Origin of the sequence: Pelomonas parva (genome assembly GCF_043555835.1) — a bacterium.
In the GTDB taxonomy this organism is placed as follows: domain Bacteria; phylum Pseudomonadota; class Gammaproteobacteria; order Burkholderiales; family Burkholderiaceae_C; genus Pelomonas; species Pelomonas parva.
Map to the genome: position 1 here is coordinate 67,458 of NZ_JBIGHV010000001.1, position 19,226 is coordinate 86,683.

Consider the following 19,226-nt stretch of genomic DNA (forward strand, 5'->3'; position numbering starts at 1 on the left):
CTAGATCAACGTCAGGGCGGCCTTCCCGTCCGTGACAACCTCTGAGGCCAGCTTCTGGTCCATGGTGGCCAGCTTGCCCTTGTTCTCCTTGGCGAGCGCAAGCAGGTAGCTATCAGTGACCCGACCGTGGCTAGACAAGAGGTTCGGGTCGACCAAGGCACTGTCGACGAGGCTGATGCTGTCCGGCCAAAAGGCGTGTCCGGCCAGGCCCCGGATGGCGGCCAGAGCGGACGCGACCGTACTCGGCGGGCCGGGCGAATTCGGGTATTTGGGGTGCCCGACGATGCGCAGCAGGCCGTTCTCCGTGATGGGACAGGTGGCGAATGCCTTGTGCCCCACCCGGCCGAACCACTCGTGAACCTGGTCGTGCTGAACATGCGCCGGGTCGATGAGCGCAATGAGCACGTTCACGTCCAGCAGGTAGCGCGTCACGGCTGCTCGTCGCGCAACTGGTTCACGAGTTCGAGCGTCACCGGTACGGCGCCCTTGCGGCTCGCCAGCAGAGGTATGCCGTTGCGCTCGGTCTTGTTGCTTCGCGTGCTGCGGGACAGTCCTTGGCGCGCCAGCGCCGAGATCACCTCGCCGATGCTGCGCTGCTCTCGTTCGGCCAGATGCTTGGCTGCGGCCAGAACGTCGTCGTCAATGGCAAGTGTCGTCCGCATGGCACCACTCCTCAGTGGACTTGATGCCAAACATCTTACATCACGCATCAAACATCAGCATGCTGACGCGGTTGCCAGACGAGACGAAGTCTCGCTGGACGCCAGCAGAGTCGCCGCGAGGAGGATCAGCCCGGCAGCTTCAACAGCTCGAATGGCCCACGTCCCGACGCCGCCGTGATCAGCCCCAGCACCCGCGTCGGCTCGCTGCCGATCCAGTCCCAGTGGAAGCGCCAGCCCCAGTTGCCGCCCAACACGCCGGGCACGTTCATGCGGTGGCTGCCGTTCAGGCCCAGCACGTCCTGCAGCGGATAGACGGCGATGTTGGCCACCGAGTTGGCACAGGCGCGGATCATGGCCCAGTGAATGTCATGGTCGCCGCAGGCCAGGTAGGAGCCGGCGAACTGGCGCTCGCGGGGCCCTGCCTGTTCCCACCAGCCGCGCACGGTGTCGTTGTCGTGCGTGCCGGTGTAGGCCACCGAGGTGGTGGGCCACATGTGCGGCAGGAACTCATGGTCGCCCTCGGCGCCGAAGGCGAACTGCAGGATCTTCATGCCGGGGAAGCCGCAGCCGTCGCGCAACTCGTACACGTCGTCGGTGATGAAGCCCAGGTCCTCGGCGACGATGGGCAGCGGACCCAGCGCCGTGCGGATGGCGTCGAAGAGCGGCATGCCCGGCCCCTTGAGCCACTGACCAACCGTGGCGTCGGGGCTGCTAGCCGGAATCTCGTAATAGCCCGCAAAGCCGCGGAAGTGGTCGATGCGAAAGACATCGGCCTGCGTCAGCGCGCGCTTCACGCGGGCCGTCCACCAGGCGTAGTTCTCGTCGGCCATCTTGTCCCAGCGGTACAGCGGGTTGCCCCAGCGCTGGCCGAGCGGGCCGAGATCGTCGGGTGGGCAGCCGGCCACGACCGTGGGCTGATAGTTCTCGTCCAGCGAATACAGGTCGGGGCGCGACCAGCAATCCGCGCTGTCGTGGGCCACGAAGATGGGCAGGTCGCCCATGATGTGCACGCCGTGCTCGTTGGCATAGGCCTTGAGCGCGCCGATCTGCACGTCGAACTGCCATTGCACGAACTGCCAGAAGGCGATTTCGTCGGCGTAGTCCTTGCGGGCCTGGGCGATGGCCTTGGGCTCGCGCTTCTTCAGGCCTTCGCTCCATTCCCACCACGGCTGGCCGTTCAGCGGCGAGCGGATGGCCATGAAGAGCACGTAGTCGTCCAGCCAGCTCTGCTGCGACAGGCACCAGGCGGCAAAGGCGATGCGGTCGGCGTCTGCGGCACCCGCGAAAAAGCCGGCGGCGGCGGCGCGCAGCTGCTGCTCGCGCCAGGGCGTGACAACGCCGTAGTCGATGCGCTCGCCGTGGAAGTGCGGCACCTCGGGCTGCTTCAACCAGCCTTTGGCGATCAGCGGCTCCAGCGCCACCATCCACTGGCTGCCGGCAAAGGCCGACACGCCCTGGTAGGGGCTGTCGCCGGGGCCGATGGGCGTGGTGGGCAGCAGCTGCCAGATGGACTGGCCGGCGGACTCCAGCCAGTCGACGAAGCGGTAGGCATCGGGGCCGAAGTCGCCCATGCCGTGCGGGCCGGGCAGCGAGGTGATGTGCAGCAGCACACCGGAGGAACGTTGGTTCAGATTCATACGTGGCGGAGCACAACGAGTGATCGGGCCGGCACGTTCAGCGGCGCGCCGGCGGGGATGAGGGGTGCGGCCGACTCGCCGCTGCTGTCCAGCACCAGCCGCCAGGGGCCGTTGCAGAGCAGGAAGGGCAAGGGCATCGGGTCGGGGTTGAAGACAATCATCAGCCGTGGCGCCGCCGCCCCGGCTTCACGCAGCTGGGCGCCGAAGGCACGTTGGCCGGCGTCGTGCCAGTCGTGCGGCGTCATCTCGTGGCCGCTGGGCGCGTACCAGGCGATGCTGGCCTCGCCCGGGCCGCTGGCAAACCAGCGCGGGTGGCGGAGCAGCGGCTCGGCGGCGCGCAGTGCCAACAACTCGGCGACCAGCTCGGTGGTGCGGAAGTCGGCCTGGTCCCAGTTCAGCCACGTCGTCGGGTTGTCCTGACAGTAGGCGTTGTTGTTGCCGCCCTGGCTGTTGCCAATCTCGTCGCCGGCACACAGCATGGGCGTGCCCTGGGCCAGCAGCGTGGTCGCCAGCAGCGCGCGGCGCACGCGCTCGCGCAGCGCGTTGATGGCGGCGTCATCCGTCGGGCCTTCGGCGCCGAAGTTGGCGCAAAGCTCGCCGTCGCGGCCGTCGCGGTTGTCTTCGCCGTTGGCCTGGTTGTGCTTGGTGCTGTAGCTCGTCAGGTCGGCCAGCGTGAAGCCGTCGTGCACGGCGACGAAGTTGACCGAGGCGGTGGGCAGGCGCTGGCCGTGGTGAAAGACGTCGCTGGACGCCATGAAGCGCCGCGCGAACTCGCCGCGGCCCACGCCGTGCGGCCCGGCCTTCAGCCAGTAGCCGCGCACCGCATCGCGGAACTTGTCGTTCCATTCGAGGAAGCGGCCCGGGAAGCGGCCCACCTGGTAGCCGTCGTAGGCCGCATCCCAGGGCTCGGCGATGAGGTGCACGCCGGCCAGCACGGGGTCCTGCCGCAGCGCGGTGAAGAAGGCGGCATTGGCGTCGTAGCCATGACGGGTGCGGCCCAGCACCGGAGCCAGATCGAAGCGGAAGCCGTCGACGCCCATCTCGCCCACCCAGTAGCGCAGCGAGTCCAGCACGAACTGGGTCACGCGCGGATGCGAGCAGCGCAGCGTGTTGCCGCAGCCGGTCAGGTTCTCGTTGCGGCTCTTGTCGTCGGCCACGAGGCGGTACCAGGTGGTGTTGTCCAGGCCGCGGAAGCTCAGCGTCGGGCCGAACTCGTTGCCTTCGGGCGTGTGGTTGTAGACGACGTCCAGCACGACCTCCAGGCCGGCCTCATGCAGCGCGGCGACCATCTGGCGGAACTCGGCCGTGACGGCGGTCGGGTCCTGGCGGTGCTCGGCCCTGGCCCAGCGCGGGTCCGGGCAGAAGAAGCCCAGCGTGTTGTAGCCCCAGTAGTTGTGCAGGCCGCGCTCGGCGAGGTGCGGCTCGTCGATGCAGTACTGCACCGGCAGCAGCGACAGCGTCGTCACGCCCAGGCGCTTGAAATGCGCGATGGATGCCGGGTGCGCCAGGCCGGCGTATGTGCCGCGCAGCTCTTCCGGCACGCCGGGCAGGGTCTTCGAGAAGCCCTTGACGTGAACCTCGTAGAGCACGACCTCGGCCGGTGCGCGACGCGGCTTGTGAGCCCGCACAGGACTGACTGACGGCGGTGCCACGCGAGCCTTCAGTGCCTGCGTCGCGTTGTCGCGCGTGTCCAGCGAGCGCGGGCCGTCCGGGTGGCCCAGCTCATAGCCATGGTGCTCGGCGCGCCAGCCGAAGTGGCCGACGATTTCTCGCGCCCAGGGGTCCAGCAGCAGCTTGTGCGGGTTGAAGCGGTGGCCTTGCTCCGGCAGGTAGGGGCCATGGGCGCGCACACCGTAGACGAGGCCGGGGCCGACACCTGGCAGGAAGCCGTGGAAGACGCCGTCATGCGGGCCGTCCAGCGTGTAGCGGCGCAGCTCGCGCTGGCCTTCGCCGTCGAACACACACAGCTCGATGCGGGTCGCGTGCTCACTGACAACCGCGAAGTTGACGCCGCCGTCGCGGGCGAAGGAACCCAGCGGCTCATGCCAGCCAGGTTGGAGGTCGGGTAGGTGTGCCATCACAGATCAGCTAGCAAACAAGGTGCCCGAGAAGCTGTGTCGTAGGACATGCGCAGGTCAGATCGGTACGAAGAACACCGTCGCCAGCGGCGGCAGGTTGATCGTGATCGACAAGCGCTTGCCGTGCGCAGGCACCGCCTGCACAGGCAGGCCCGCAGCCGCGACGCCGTTGCCCATGTTGCTGCCGCCGTAATAGGCCGAATCGGTGTTGAGCGCCTCGCGCCAGGCGGTCACGCCATCCGGCACGCCCAGCGAGTAGCCTTCGCGCGGCACCGGCGTCATGTTGCAGACGACGATGACCATGCGGCCTGTGCCGTCGCGGCGCACCCAGGCGTAGATGGAGTGCTCGGCATCATGCGCACTGATCCACTCGAAGCCACCGCCCTCGCAATCCAGCCTGTGCAGGGCGCTGTGCTCGCGATAGAGCATGTTGAGATCGCGCACCAGGCGTTGCACGCCGGCATGGCGGTCGTCTTCCAGCAGGCCCCAAGGCAGGCCCTCGGCATGGTTCCACTCGTTGCGCTGGGCGAACTCCTGGCCCATGAAGAGCAGCTTCTTGCCCGGATGGCCCCACATGAAGCCGTAGTAGGCGCGCAGGTTGGCGAACTTCTGCCAGTCGTCGCCCGGCATCTTGCTGAGCATGGAGCCCTTGCCGTGCACGACTTCGTCGTGCGAGATGGGCAGCATGAAGTTCTCGCTGAACGCGTAGATCAGGCCGAAGGTCATCTTGTCGTGATGCCAGCGGCGGTTGATCGGGTCCTCGGCCATGTAGCGCAAGGTGTCGTTCATCCAGCCCATGTTCCACTTGTAGTGGAAGCCCAGGCCGCCGGTGTAGGTGGGCGCCGAGACGCCGGGGAAGCTGGTGCTCTCCTCGGCCACCGTGATGGCGCCGGCAATCTCGCCGACATGCTCATTCATCTCGCGCAGCATCGAGATCGCTTCGAGGTTCTCGCGGCCGCCGCGGATGTTCGGAATCCACTCGCCTGCCGGCCGCGAATAGTCGCGGTACAGCATGCTGGCCACGGCGTCCACGCGCAGGCCGTCCACGCCCCAGCGCTCGATCCAGTACCTTGCGCTGCCGATCAGGAACTGGCGCACCTCGGTGCGACCGAAGTTGTAGATCAGCGTGTTCCAGTCGCGGTGGAAGCCTTCCTTGGGGTCCGCATACTCGTAGATGCGCGTGCCATCGAACTCGGCCATGCCGTGGGCGTCCGCCGGGAAGTGCGCAGGCACCCAGTCCAGCAGCAGGCCGAGGCCCGCGTCGTGGCAGGCCTTGACGAAGCGGGCAAAGCCCTCGGGCGGGCCGAAGCGGGCGCTGGGCGCGTACAGGCCCAGCGTCTGATAGCCCCAGGAGCCATCGAAGGGATGCTCGCTGATGGGCATCAGCTGCAGGTGCGTGAAGCCCATGTCGGCCACGTAGGCGGGCAGTTGCTCAGCAAGTTCGTCCCAGGTCGGAAACTCGGCGGACAGGCTGCGGCGCCAGGACGCGGCATGCACCTCGTAGACGCTAATGGCCGACTCCCGCCGGTTGGCGCGCTCGCGCTGGCGGGGCAGCGGCGTGACGTCGGGCAGCGGCGCGACGATGCTTGCCGTGTCGGGCCGCAGCTGGGCGCGGCGGGCGTAGGGGTCGGCCTTCAGAGGCAGCAGCGTGCCATTGCCGCTGACGATCTCAAACTTGTAGAGATCGCCCTCGCCCGCATGCGGCACGAAGATCTCCCACACGCCGGCCTGGTGGCGCAGCCGCATCGGGTGCCGGCGGCCGTCCCAGTTGTTGAAGCCGCCAACGACGCTGACGCGCCGGGCGTTGGGCGCCCAGACGGCGAAGCGCACGCCGCTCACGTCGCCATACTGCACAAGGTGGGCGCCCAGGCTCAGATAGGGCCTGAAGTTGCGCCCTTCGGCCAGCGCCTTCAGCTCGTCGTCGCTGAGCTGGGGGTAGAAGTTGTAGGGGTCGGCGTAGACCCCTTCGGCGCCCTCCCCGCCGCCCGCCCAGCGCACCGCCAGCCGGTAGTCGAAGCGGTGCTTGCGGCGCGGCACCTGGGCCTCGAAGAAGCCGCCGCGCCGGTGCTCCAACTCGACGATGCGCTTGCCGCTGCCGGCATCCAGCAGCGCGACCGCTTCGGCAGTCGGCAGCAGCACTCGCACCCAGAGCCGACCGCCGTCATCCGCATGCAGGCCGAGGCGGCCGAAGGGATCGGCGTGGCGGCCCGCCAGCAGGGAGTCAACGTCGGCGTCGGTGAGCATCAGTTCAGTGATCCAGACTCTTCACGGACCAGACACGGTCCACGTATTCGGCGATCGTGCGATCGGACGAGAACGGGCCCATGCCGGCGATATTGCGCAGTGCGCGTTCAGCCCAGGCGGCGCGGTCGGCGAACAGCGTGTCGACCTTGGCCTGGGTGGCGACGTAATCGGCGAAATCGGCCATCAGCAGGTAGACGTCGCGGTGCAGCAGGCTGTCCACCAGCGGGCGATAACGCTCGGTGTCGCCATTGCTGAAGACACCGGCCGAGATGGCGTCGATGACGCGCTTGAGCTGGCGATTCTCTTCGACATACAGGCGCGGGTCGTAGCCCAGCTGCTTGATCCGGGCGACCGCGTCGGCGCGCAGGCCGAACACGAACATGTTCTCCACGCCCATGGCCTCGGCCATCTCGATGTTGGCGCCGTCCCAGGTGCCGATCGTGACCGCGCCGTTCATGCCGAACTTCATGTTGCCGGTGCCCGAGGCCTCGGTACCGGCCGTCGAGATCTGCTCGGACAGGTCGGCCGCCGGGATGATGCTTTCGGCCAGCGTGACGCTGTAGTTGGGCAGGAAGACGAGCTTGAGCTTGTCGCCCACGCGCGGGTCGCTGTTGATGACGCGGGCCACGTCATGCGCCAGGCGCACGATGCTCTTGGCCATCTGGTAGGCGGAAGCGGCCTTGCCGGCAATGATGACGGTGCGCGGCACCCAGTTCGCGTCGGGGTTGTCGCGGATGGTCTGATAGCGCGAGATGACATGCAGCAGGTTCAGCAGCTGGCGCTTGTACTCGTGGATGCGCTTGATCTGGATGTCGAACAGGCTGTCGACATTGACGTTGAGCCCCAGCTCACGGCGGATGACGGCGGCCAGGCGCTCCTTGTTGGCGCGCTTGACGGCCAGGAATTCCTCACCCAGCTCGCGGTTGGCCGCCAGCGGCGCCAGCTCGCCCAGCTCGGCCAGGTTCTTGCGCCAGCCCTCGCCGATGCGGCCGTCCAGCAGCGTCGACAGCAGCGGGTTGGCCTGCTCCAGCCATCGGCGCGGAGTCACACCATTCGTGACGTTATGGAAGCGCTCCGGCCAGACGCGGGCGTAGTCGGCAAAGATGGTCTGCACCATCAGCTCCGAGTGCAGCGCCGCGACGCCGTTGACACGGTGCGAGGCGACCAGCGCAACGGAGGCCATGCGCACGCGGCGCTCGCTGCCGTGGCTGCCCTCGTCGATGAGGGACACGCGCGAGGCAAAGGCATGGTCGCCGGGGAAGCGCGCCTCCAGCTCGGCCAGGAAGCGGTGGTTGATCTCGTAGATGATTTCCAGGTGGCGCGGCAGCAAGGCCTCGAACATGCGCACCGGCCAGGTCTCCAGCGCCTCGGGCATCAGCGTGTGGTTGGTGTAGGCCACGGCCTGGCGGGTGATGCGCCAGGCTTCGTCCCAGCCCAGGCCGTGCTCGTCCAGCAGCAGGCGCATCAGCTCGGCCGGGGCCAGCGCGGGATGCGTGTCGTTGAGGTGGATGGCGTTGGTCTTGCCGAGGTCGTGCAGGCTGCCGAACTCGCGCAGGTGGCGGGCCACCAGGTCTTGCAGCGAGGCGCTGACGAGGAAGGCCTCCTGCTTCAGGCGCAGTTCGCGGCCGGCTTCGGTGCTGTCGTCCGGGTACAGCACCCAGTTGATGGAATCGGCCAGCACCTGGTGGCGGGCCGCGCCGACATAGTCGCCCTCGCAGAAGGGCTTGAAGGCGATGGGCGAGGCTGTGGCCTGCCACTGGCGCAGCGTGGAGACCCGCTCGCTGTGGTGGGCGGGCACGATGAAGTCATAGGCCTGGGCCTCGATCTCATAGCCCGGCTGCCAGCGGCGCACGCCCGTGGCATCGGCCTCGACGCGGCCACCGAAGCCGACATGGAAGCGCAAGTCGTGGCGGGGCAGCTCCCAGGCGGGCGTGTCGCGGGTCCAGTCGTCGGGCTGCTCCAGCTGGCGGCCCTGACTGATGATTTGCGCGAAGGTGCCGTAGTGGTAGCGCAGGCCGTAGCCGAAGGACGGCAGCTCCAGCTCGGCAAAGCTGTCCAGGAAGCAGGCCGCCAGGCGACCCAGGCCGCCGTTGCCCAGCGCCGCATCGGGTTCGCGCTCCAGCACGTCGCCAAGCGTCATGCCCTGCTCGGCCAGCTTGGCCTGCAGCGGCTCGGTGAGCTTCAGGGCCGCGAGCGCGTTGGACAGCGCGCGGCCCATCAGGAATTCCATCGACAGGTAGTGCACGCGGCGCACCGGCGCCTTGTCGCCGCGCTTGGCGTCTGCGGCTTGTGTGGCGGCCCAGCGGCGGGCCAGCGTCTCGCGGCAGGCAATGGCTGCGGCATGCAGCGCGGCCTGCGGCGTGGCGCCGTGGCTGGATTGGGAGACTTCGCGTTCGTAGGCCGTCTCGAAGGCCGCGCGCAGGGCCAGGACTTCAGAAGAGACAGTGGGCTGGGCGGAAGGTTTCATCGCAGTGGCAACCTTGGGCTTTTGCTTGCGCTGATCAGACAGCACGGAGCTGAGGCGGGTGGGGGTGTTCATCAGTGCTGGCCCCCAATGACGGGAGCAAGAATGCTACCCGAGCGGCAGCGCTGGTCGAAGTATCGACCAGCTCCGACCAGTTGTGTAGTTTGACTACATCGGGAAAACCCCGATCGCTTCGCAAATCATTGATTTGCAAGGATTTCATGAAGATTTCTGCGGGGCTTTTCTGTTGTAGCTGGCGCTACACAAATGTATATTGTCTACAAAGGCTGTCGAAGAACGAAAATCTCGACGCCAAAAGACGAGACAAGCCGGCGTAGTTCAGCAACAAGACGCCCGGCGACTGAAAGGTTAGAAGTGGCAGACGTTCGACTGACCGGTGTTGAAAAAGCCTATGGCGACATCCGCATCCTGCACGGCATCGACCTGGAGATCCGCGACGGTGAGTTCATGGTGTTCGTCGGGCCGTCGGGCTGCGGCAAGTCCACGCTTCTGCGCACCATTGCCGGCCTGGAGGAGATCACCGGCGGCGAGCTGACGATCGGCGGGCGGGTCGTCAACGACGTGCCGCCCAGCGAGCGCGGCATCGCCATGGTGTTCCAGTCATATGCGCTCTACCCGCACATGAATCTGTTCGACAACATGGCGTTCGGCTTGAAGCTGGCCAAGGTGCCGAAGGCGGAGATCGAGACGGCGGTGCGCACGGCCGCCAAGATCCTGCACATCGAACATCTGCTGGACCGCAAGCCGAAAGACCTGTCGGGCGGCCAGCGCCAGCGGGTCGCCATCGGCCGCGCCATCGTGCGCAAGCCTGAGGTCTTCCTGTTCGACGAGCCACTGTCCAACCTCGATGCCGCCCTACGCGTGCGCATGCGCTACGAGTTCGCCAAGCTGCATGAAGACCTCAAGACCACGATGATCTACGTGACCCACGACCAGGTGGAGGCCATGACGCTGGCCGACCGCATCGTCGTGCTGAGCGCGGGCAAGATCGAGCAGGTCGGCTCGCCGCTGGAGCTGTACGAGCACCCGCGCAACCTGTTCGTGGCCGGCTTCATCGGCAGCCCGAAGATGAACTTCATCGCGGGCGAGCTGGTCGCCATCGAAGCGGGCCACGTCGACGTGAAGCTGAACGGCGGCAATGTCGTGCTGCACGCCAAGGTCGACGGCAGTTCCGCAAAGCTGGGCGACAAGGTGACCCTGGGCGTGCGGCCCGAGCACATCCGCCAGGGCGACCACGGCCAGGGCAACCTGCTGCAGAGCACCGTGGCCTTCGTCGAGTCGCTGGGCGGCATCACCTTCGCCTACTGCCCCTACCCCGGCCTCGAGGAGCCGCTGACCTGCCAGTTCGAAGGCCGCAACGGCAGCGACCGCCTGCGCAATGGCCAGGCACTGGACCTGCATCTGCCGGCCGAGGCGCTGTATGTGTTCGACGTCAATGGCCTAGCGCTGCGCCGCCTTGCCGCACCGGAGCTGGCGGCATGAAGTGGTTGCCATTGGTCGCCGCACTGGCGGTAGCGCCAGCGCTGGCCGAGACGCCTCGCCTCCTCGTCTGGATCAACGGCGACAAGGCCTACACCGGCCTGCAGAAGGTAGGCGATGCTTTCACGAAGGTCTCGGGCGTCAAGGTCGTCGTGGAACACCCGGTGGACCCGACCGACAAGTTCCAGCAGGCCGCCGGTGCCGGCAAGGGACCGGACATCTTCTGCTGGCCACACGATCGCGTCGGCGAATGGGCCAAGGCCGGATTGCTGACGCCGCTGCGGCCGTCGGCGCGGCTCAAGGCCGAGTCGGAAGAGACCGCCTGGCAGGCGCTGAGCTACCGCGGCCGCATCTGGGGCTACCCCATCGCCATCGAGACGACCGGCCTGATCTACAACAAGGCGCTGGTGCCCACCCCGCCCGCCACCTGGGATGAGGTGATCGCCATCGACCGCAAGCTCAAGGCCCAGGGCAAGAGCGCGGTGCTCTGGGACTACAACAAGAGCTTCTTCAGCTGGCCCATGATTGCCGGCGCCGGCGGCGTCATCTTCGGCCGCGATGCGCAAGGTGATTTCGACGCCAGCAAGGTCGATGTCAACAACGGCGGTGCGCTGGCCGGCGCGCAGATGATCGAACGCCTCATCAAGGACGGCCACATGCCCAAGGGCGCGCGCTACTCGGAGATGGAGGCGGCCTTCGCGCGCGGCGACGTGGCCATGATGATCTCCGGCCCCTGGGCCTGGGACAACGCCAAGCGCGCCAGGATCGACATCGGCGTGGCGGGCATCCCGGCGGTCGTCGCCGGCAAGCCCAGCAAGAGCTTTGTCGGCGTGCTGGGCTGCATGATTTCCGCGCCCAGCAAGAACAAGGACATCGCCAAGGAGTTCATCGAGAACCACCTGATGCGACCCGAGGCCTTGAAGGTGCTGGATGCCGACGTGCCCATCGGCGTACCGGCCAACAAGGCCTTCTACGCCGAGCTGTCGGTCAACCCGCTGATCGCGGCCAGCATGACCAACGCCCGCAACGGCGCGCCCATCCCCAACATTCCGGAGGTCGGCCGCTTCTGGACCGCGATGGACGCGGCGCTGGAAGCCATCACCAACGGATTGCAATCCCCGAAGGACGCGCTCGACGGCGCCGCCGCACGGATGCTGCTGAACAAATGAGCGCCACCACTTCAACCCTGGGCCAAGGCAGCTACTCGACGCTGCCGCCCACGCTGACCGAGAAGCTGTCCAAGTGGCTGCATTGGCCGCTCGCCATCGCCGGCATGGTCGCGGCGCTGTATCTCGTCTTCATGGTCTACACGACCGGCCAGGCCGCCTGGGCCGCCGGCCTGCTGGTGCTGTTCACGGCCGGCTTCTACGTCTACCTGAGCCGTGGTGGCTTTGCCTGGCGCTACCTCTTCCCCGGCGTGGCCGGCATGCTGGTGTTCATCGCCTTCCCGCTGGTCTACACGGCGCAGATCGGCCTGACGAACTATTCGAGCACCCACCTGCTCAGCGAAAGCCGCGTGCGCGAGTACCTGCTGGAGCAGCACGACGCGGTCGAGGACAAGGTGCTGGCCTACAGCCTGCACGCCAGCGGCGCCGAGTACCGCCTCGTGCTGAAGACCGAGGGCGAGGCCGACCCGCAATGGGTGTCGCCGCCGCTGGCGCTGCGCGCGGGCAAGGAGGTCCGCGTCGACGTTGCGGCAGCGGACGCCGCGTCCACGCCGACGGGCACCGCCCTGCCCTTGCCCGAGCTGATCAAACACCGCGACGCGCTGGCCAAGCTCGTGCTCGTGCAGCCCGACGGGAGCGAACTGCGCTACCTCGGCCTGCGCGAATTCGGCCCCCTCAAGCCGTTGTGGACCGCCAACGCTGACGAGAGCCTCACGCGCAATGCCGACGGCGCCGTCTTCAAGCCCAACCGCGACACCGGCTTCTTCGAATCTGCCTCGGGCGAAGTCCTGCAGCCCGGCTTCAAGGCCTTCATCGGCATGGCGAACTACGCCCGCATGCTGTTCGACGCCGAGTTCCGCGGCCCCTTCCTGTCCATCTTCACGTGGACGGTGGTGTTCTCGGCGCTGACCGTGTTCTTCGCCACGGCCATCGGCATGCTGTTCGCCGTGATGCTGAACTGGGAGGGCATGAAGTACCGCACCACCTACCGCACGCTGCTGTTCCTGCCGTATGCGGTGCCGGGCTTCATCTCCATCCTCGTCTTCAAGGGCTTGTTCAACCAGAACTTCGGCGAGATCAACGCCATCCTGGACGCCTTGTTCGGCGTCAAGCCCGCATGGTTCGCCGACCCCTATCTCGCCAAGACGATGCTGCTCATCGTCAACGTGTGGCTGGGTTATCCCTACATCATGATCCTGTGCTCGGGGCTACTGAAGTCCATCCCCGCCGACCTGTACGAAGCCTCGGCGCTGGCCGGCGCCAGCCCCGCCACCAACTTCTTCAAGATCACCGCGCCGCTCATCATCAAGCCGCTGGCGCCGCTGCTGGTGAGCGCCTTCGCGTTCAACTTCAACAACTTCGTGCTGATCGCGCTGCTGACCGACGGCCGGCCGGACTTCCTGTCCACCAAGCTGCCGGCGGGCCAGACCGACATCCTCGTCAGCTACACCTACCGCATCGCGTTCAAGGACTCGGGCTCGGACTTCGGCCTCGCTGCGGCGATCTCGACGCTGATCTTCTTCCTGGTGGCGGCGCTGTCGTTGATCAACCTGCGGATGTCGGCGAGGGCGCAGAAATGAAATGCAGGAAATGCAACCACAGAGGCACAGAGACACAGAGGAACAGCCTCTGCTCTGTGAATTTCTCTGTGTCTCTGTGCCTCTGTGTTTAAGTCTTTGGAGTTCTGAATGGCCATCGTCCTCGGCAAACAAGCCCGCTGGCGCACCTTCGCCGCGCATGCGGTGATGTGGGTCTTCATCGCCATCACGCTGTTCCCGCTGCTGGCCGTCGTGTCCATCTCGCTGCGGCCCGGCAACTTCGCCACCGGCAGCCTGATCCCGACCGAGATCAGCCTGGAGCACTGGAAGCTCGCACTCGGTATCCCCTACCAGGCCGCCGACGGCAGCCTGGTGCAGCCGCCCTTCCCGGTGCTGACCTGGCTGTGGAACTCGATCAAGATCGCCACCATCTCGGCCTTCCTCATCGTCGCCATCTCCACCAGCGCGGCCTATGCCTTTGCGCGCATGAAGTTCCGCTTCGACAAGCCCGTGCTCAACGGCATGCTGCTGCTGCAGATGTTCCCGCCGGTGCTGGCCCTGGTGGCGATCTTTGCCATCTTCGAGACCATCGGCACCTACGTGCCGGCCCTGGGCGTCGAGACACACGCGGGCCTGGTGCTCGCCTACCTCGGCGGCATCGCCACGCATGTGTGGACGATCAAGGGCTACTTCGAGACCATCCCCGTGGAGATCGAGGAGAACGCCAAGGTCGACGGCGCGACGCACTGGCAGGCCTTCAGCCGCGTGCTGCTGCCCATGGCCATTCCCATCCTGATGGTGGTGTTCGTGCTGGCCTTTATCGGCACCATCATCGAGTACCCGGTGGCGTCCATCCTGCTGCGCGAAGAAGGCAACCTGACGCTCGCCGTCGGCTCCAAATACTTCCTGCACGACCAGCGCTTCCTGTGGGGCGACTTCGCGGCAGCGGCCGTGCTGTCGGGCCTGCCGATCACGCTGGTCTTCCTGCTTGCGCAGCGCTGGATCGTTTCCGGCCTGACGGCGGGTGGAGTCAAGGGATGAAGGCCGCCGTCGCAGCCCTGCTCGGCACCTTGGCCCTGACGGCGCAGGCCGGCCCCTACGAGGACCGCGAGCGCGACTGGCGCAACGGCGCGGTGGTCTACCAGATCATCGTGGACCGCTTCGCGCCGTCGGCCACCTTGCCCGCCAAGCAAGGCCTCTACGCGGCACCCAGGCGCCTGCGCGCCTGGAACGACACACCTGCACCCGGCCCCTACCTGGAGGCCGAGAAGCTGTATTCGCACGAGCTGGACTTCTGGGGCGGCGACCTCGCCAGCGCCACCGCTAAGCTGGGCCACATCCAGCAGCTGGGCGCGGATGTGCTCTACATCAACCCCATCCACCAGGCCTACACCAACCACAAGTACGACGCGCTGGACTTCAAGGCCATCTCGCCCGAGTACGGCAGCCGCGAGGACTTCAAGCGCCTGGCGGCCGAGGCGCACCGGCGCGGCCTGAAGGTCGTGCTGGATGGCGTCTTCAACCACATGGGCCGCAATGCCCCGGCCTTCAAGGCCGCAATGGCGGACCCCAAGAGCCCCTGGCGCGAGTGGTTCGCCATCGGCCCGCAGTACGCCGGCGGCGCGCGGGTCTGGACGGGCTACCAGAACCTGCCTGAGCTCAACCTCGAGTCGCCCGCCGTGCGGCGCTACCTCTACGAAGCCCCCGACTCCGTCGTGCGCAGCTACCTGCGCGACGGCGCCGATGGCTGGCGGCTGGATACGGCGTTCGAGCTGGGCCCGACCTACCTCGCGGCGCTGACAAAGGCCGCCCACGCGCAGAAGCCCGGTTCGCTGGTCGTCGGCGAGATCGCCAACTACCCCGGCGACTGGCTGAAGTCCATGGATGCGGTGATGAACTTCGCGCTGCGCCACGTCATCAACGACACCGCCGGCGGCCAGCTGGACGGGCCGACGGCCGGCCGCATGATCGACCGCATGGTGCGCGATGCCGGCATCGAACCGATGCTGAAGTCCTGGGTCGTCATCGACAACCACGACATCCCCCGCATCACCAGCCAGTTCCCCGACGTGGCCCAGCGCCGCTTCGCGCAGGCCTTGCAGTTCACGCTGCCCGGCGCGCCCAACGTCTACTACGGCGTCGAGGTGGGCATGGAAGGCGGCGCCGACCCGGCCAACCGCGGGCCCATGCGCTGGGATCTGGTCAGCGACACCAACCCCGAGACCGTCTGGGTGCGCAAGCTCATCGAGATGCGCAAGGCCCACCGCGCGCTGCGGGTGGGCGACTTCCGCCTCGTCGAGTCCGCCAAGCTGCTCGCCTTCGAGCGGCACACCGACCGGGCGCTGGACACCGTCATCGTCGTCGCCAACCCCTCCGACAAGCCCGTGCGCGACCGCCTCATGGTGGCGAACTGGGCCTTGATGGACGACACGCCGCTGGTCGACGTGCTGGGCCTCGTGCCTGCTGCGCCAGGCGCATCGCCGCCGACCATCGGCTCGGGCTTCGTCACGGTCGACGTGCCGGCCCACGGCGTGCTCGTGCTGCGGCCCGTGCCGCGCGAACTGGGCGGCTACAACCGCTACAAGCGCGTCCGCTGACGGCGCGCCCCTCCCACCTGCCGCTGCTGCGGCATGACTGATCGCCGCCCCATGTTCAAGTTCCTCACGCTTTGCGCCGCGCTGCTGCTGGCGCCGACGACCCACGCCGCCGCCTGCAAGCCAGCCCCAATGGGCGACGCCACGCTCTACCTGCGCGGCCCCATCAACAACTGGGCGGCCCAGGACGAGCAAGCCTTCGAGTACCGCTGCAATGCCTACTACCTCAACCTCAAGGCTCAGGGCACGCAGGAGTTCAAGCTCGCCGACGAGGACTGGACGGCCGCGCTGACCATCGCCGGCGATGCCCAGGGCCAACCCGCCCGGGGCGGCCCCGGCAACATCAGGCGCAGCTTCAGCGGCGAGCACACGCTGCGCCTGAGCTTCGCCGCCGATGGCACGCCGCGCCTGGACGTCGGCCCCAGAACCTTCAAACCCACACCGCCCAAGCCGATCACCGACAAGGCGGCACTGACGACCCGCTTCGACTCCCGCCATGCCGAGTTCAAGGCGCCCTTCGGCGCCCAGCCGGCGGGCAGCGAGATTCGCTTCAGCATCGGCAACGACGTGCCCGGCCTGAAGCAGGCCACCCTCGTCATCGAGCGCCGCCAGATGACTGGCAACCAGGAGCAACTCGCCTACGAGCCCGTGGCCCGCATCGCCATGACGCCGCAGTCGCGCGGCATGGGCACGGGCTTCACGGCCAGTCATCGCTTCGATGCGACCGGCATCTACGGCTACTGGTTCGAGATCGAGACGGACCAGGGCACCTACGCGCTGCAGAACAACAAGGACACCATCTACTGGACACGTGAGAAGGGCTCCATGGGCCCGGCTGCGGTCGAGCGCCTGCCCAGCAACCTGAACCGCGTGCGCCGCTACCGCCAGACCATACACGCGCCCGGCTTCGAGGTGCCGGCCTGGGCCAAGGACATCGTCTACTACTACGTCTTCCCCGAGCGCTTTCGCAACGGCGACAAGGCCAACGACCCGCGTCCCGGTGGCGGGCGGCCGCAGGACCGCTACCAGGACCGCGACGTCGAGCGCCATGCCACCTGGAACGAGAAGCCGTTCAAACCCGGCACGGGGGACGGCTCCGACAAGCTGTTCAACAACGACTTCTTCGGCGGCGACCTGCAAGGCCTCATCGACAAGCTCGACTACATCAAGAGCGTCGGCGCCAACGCCCTCTACCTGACGCCGGTGTTCCGCGCCCCCAGCAACCACAAGTACGACGCGGCGGACTACAAGCAGATCGACCCGGCATTCGGCAGCAATGACGACTTCGTGCGCCTGTGCGCCGAGGCGGCCAAGCGCGGCATCCGCGTCATCCCTGACACCTCGCTGAACCATGTCGGCAGCGATTCGCCCTACTTCAATCGCTTCCTGAACTTCCCCAAGGGCGGCGCCTTCGATGGCGGCAAGATCAACTCGGCCTCGCCCTATGCGAGCTGGTTCAAGTTCAAGCCCGACGAGGCCGACCCCAACAAGCAGTTCCAGGGCTGGGTGGGCGTGACCGACCTGCCGGAGCTCAACAAGGACGACCCGTCCTGGCGCGCCTACGCCTACCGCGACAAGGACTCGGTCACCAACTACTGGCTGGACCGCGGCGCCGCCGGCTGGCGCATGGACGTGGTGCCCTGGGTGCCCGACGACTTCTGGCGGGAGTGGCGAGCGGCGGTCAAGACGAAGAACCCCGACGCGCTGACCGTGGCCGAGACCTGGTTCGATGCGAGCAAGTACCTGCTGGGTGACATGTTCGACTCGACGATGAACTACATCTTCCGCAACGCCGTGCTGGACTACGCCGCCGGCAAGTCTGCACGCGAGACCTACGCCAACCTGGAGCTGATGCGCGAGGCCTATCCTCAGCAGGCGCTGTATGCGCTGATGAACCTGCTGTCCACGCACGACCAGGCCCGCGCGCTGCATCACTTCGGCTATCAGGACGACGGCGACGCCAAGGCCCTGAAGCTCGCCAAGCAGCGCCTGCGCCTGGCCGTGTTCTTCCAGATGACCTACCCCGGCTCGCCCACCATCTACTACGGCGACGAAGTGGGCCTGGGTGGCGGCGACGACCCCTTCAACCGCGCGCCCTACCCCTGGGCCGACGAGGGCGGCAAGGCGGACGAGGCGCTGCTGGCGGACTTCAAGCGGCTGACGAAACTGCGCCACGACCTGCCCGTGCTGCGCCATGGCTCGCTAACTGCGCCGTTGCATGCCGACGCCAACGTCGTCGTGCTGGTGCGCCAGGACGGCAAGACCTGGGCCATCACGGCCACCAACAACAGCACGACGGCCAGGACCGTCAGCGTCGTCGTTCCGATGGCAGCCGGCACGCTGCGCGACGCGCTCGGTGGCGCCGACGTCACGGTGAAGAACCACCGCGTCCAGCTGACCGTGCCGCCTCTGTTCGGCCGCGTGCTCATCAAGCAATGATCCTGAACCCTCTCGGCCACACCGGCCTGAAGGTGTCCGCGCTCGGCTTCGGCGCCATGCACATCAACGACGAGCGCACCAGCGAGGCCGAGGCCGGCGCGCTACTGAACCATGTGCTAGACGTTGGCATCACCCTCATCGACACCGCGCGCGGCTACGGCCTCAGCGAAGCGCGCATTGGCCGCCACATCGCCCACCGCCGCGCCGAGTTCGTGCTGTCCACCAAGGTCGGCTACGGCGTCGAAGGCGTGGCCGACTGGACCTATGACTGCGTCGTGCAAGGCGTGGAGCGTGCGCTCAGGCTGATGAAGACCGACTGGCTGGACATCGTCCACCTGCACTCCTGCCCGCTGCCCGTGCTGCAGCAGGGTGAGGTCATCCGCGCATTGATCGACTGCCGCACCAGCGGCAAGCTGCGCGTGGCGGCCTACTCCGGCGACAACGCCGAGGTCGACTTCGCCATTGAATGCGGCGCCTTCGGCAGCCTGCAGACCTCCATCAGCCTCTGCGACCGGGCCCACCTGAACCAGCGCGCCGCACGTGCCGACCATGCCGGCATCGGCGTCATCGCCAAGCGCCCGCTGGCCGGCGCCGTCTGGCGCCATGCCCAGCGGCCGGGCGACTTCGCCGAGGGCCAGTACTGGGACCGTTTCCAGGCCATGGGCCTGCAGACGCAGGAAGACTGGGACGCTGACTGGGGTGATTTGGCACTGCGCTTCGCCGCCTTCCACACCGGCGCGGCCAGCGCCATTGTCGGCACGGCCAGGCCGGCCAACCTGCACCGCAACCTGGACGCCATCGCGCGCGGCCCGCTGCCGGCGGACCTGGTGGTCAAGCTGCGCGCCGCCTTCGACCGCCATGCCGACGCCTGGCCCGGGCTGATCTGACGCGCGACCGCCAGCGC

At 67.3% G+C, this 19,226-nt stretch carries 13 protein-coding genes; 7 read left to right on the top strand and 6 right to left on the bottom strand.

Features of this window, described 5'->3' with window-relative positions; genetic code table 11:
* The 6 genes from ACG00Y_RS00295 to ACG00Y_RS00320 all read right to left on the bottom strand — a co-directional run bounded on the left by ACG00Y_RS00295 (window position 1) and on the right by ACG00Y_RS00320 (window position 9,088).
* Window positions 1-432, bottom strand: coding sequence for a TA system VapC family ribonuclease toxin (locus ACG00Y_RS00295; RefSeq protein WP_394475259.1), 432 nt, complete (start codon window positions 430-432; stop codon window positions 1-3).
* Window positions 429-662 carry a ribbon-helix-helix domain-containing protein gene (locus ACG00Y_RS00300; RefSeq protein WP_394475260.1) on the bottom strand — a complete coding sequence of 78 codons (234 nt, stop codon included), beginning with the start codon at window positions 660-662 and terminating at the stop codon, window positions 429-431. Before ACG00Y_RS00300 ends, ACG00Y_RS00295 begins: the two co-directional genes overlap by 4 nt.
* Before the next feature lie 125 nt (window positions 663-787).
* Window positions 788-2,299 (bottom strand): 4-alpha-glucanotransferase, encoded by a 1,512-nt coding sequence (gene malQ, locus ACG00Y_RS00305; RefSeq protein ID WP_394475261.1) that lies wholly within the window; start codon window positions 2,297-2,299, stop codon window positions 788-790.
* Entirely contained in the window at window positions 2,296-4,377 is a 2,082-nt protein-coding gene (glgX, locus tag ACG00Y_RS00310; RefSeq protein ID WP_394475262.1) for a glycogen debranching protein GlgX, read from the bottom strand. Before glgX ends, malQ begins: the two co-directional genes overlap by 4 nt.
* 57 nt (window positions 4,378-4,434) lie before the next feature.
* Window positions 4,435-6,621 (bottom strand): 1,4-alpha-glucan branching protein GlgB, encoded by a 2,187-nt coding sequence (glgB, locus tag ACG00Y_RS00315; RefSeq protein WP_394475263.1) that lies wholly within the window; start codon window positions 6,619-6,621, stop codon window positions 4,435-4,437.
* A gap of 4 nt (window positions 6,622-6,625) precedes the next feature.
* Complete coding sequence (locus ACG00Y_RS00320) at window positions 6,626-9,088, bottom strand: glycogen/starch/alpha-glucan phosphorylase (RefSeq protein ID WP_394475264.1); 2,463 nt, start codon at window positions 9,086-9,088, stop codon at window positions 6,626-6,628.
* Window positions 9,089-9,460: 372 nt separating this feature from the next.
* On the opposite strand from ACG00Y_RS00320, the gene ACG00Y_RS00325 reads away from it, so the two are divergent.
* The 7 genes from ACG00Y_RS00325 to ACG00Y_RS00355 all read left to right on the top strand — a co-directional run bounded on the left by ACG00Y_RS00325 (window position 9,461) and on the right by ACG00Y_RS00355 (window position 19,209).
* Window positions 9,461-10,588 (top strand): ABC transporter ATP-binding protein, encoded by a 1,128-nt coding sequence (locus ACG00Y_RS00325; RefSeq protein WP_394475265.1) that lies wholly within the window; start codon window positions 9,461-9,463, stop codon window positions 10,586-10,588.
* Complete coding sequence (malE, locus tag ACG00Y_RS00330; RefSeq protein ID WP_394475266.1) at window positions 10,585-11,754, top strand: maltose/maltodextrin ABC transporter substrate-binding protein MalE; 1,170 nt, start codon at window positions 10,585-10,587, stop codon at window positions 11,752-11,754. Before ACG00Y_RS00325 ends, malE begins: the two co-directional genes overlap by 4 nt.
* Window positions 11,751-13,331: a maltose ABC transporter permease MalF gene (gene malF, locus ACG00Y_RS00335; RefSeq protein WP_394475267.1), complete on the top strand. Its 1,581-nt coding sequence runs from the start codon at window positions 11,751-11,753 to the stop codon at window positions 13,329-13,331. The genes malE and malF overlap by 4 nt, the downstream gene beginning before the upstream one ends.
* A 108-nt stretch (window positions 13,332-13,439) precedes the next feature.
* Window positions 13,440-14,330, top strand: a complete 891-nt coding sequence (gene malG, locus ACG00Y_RS00340) for a maltose ABC transporter permease MalG (RefSeq protein ID WP_394475268.1) — start codon at window positions 13,440-13,442, stop codon at window positions 14,328-14,330.
* Window positions 14,327-15,886, top strand: coding sequence for a glycoside hydrolase family 13 protein (locus ACG00Y_RS00345; protein ID WP_394475269.1), 1,560 nt, complete (start codon window positions 14,327-14,329; stop codon window positions 15,884-15,886). The genes malG and ACG00Y_RS00345 overlap by 4 nt, the downstream gene beginning before the upstream one ends.
* A gap of 51 nt (window positions 15,887-15,937) precedes the next feature.
* Window positions 15,938-18,322 (top strand): glycoside hydrolase family 13 protein, encoded by a 2,385-nt coding sequence (locus ACG00Y_RS00350; protein ID WP_394475270.1) that lies wholly within the window; start codon window positions 15,938-15,940, stop codon window positions 18,320-18,322.
* Entirely contained in the window at window positions 18,319-19,209 is an 891-nt protein-coding gene (locus ACG00Y_RS00355) for an aldo/keto reductase (RefSeq protein WP_394475271.1), read from the top strand. Before ACG00Y_RS00350 ends, ACG00Y_RS00355 begins: the two co-directional genes overlap by 4 nt.
* Window positions 19,210-19,226 lie beyond the last annotated feature (17 nt).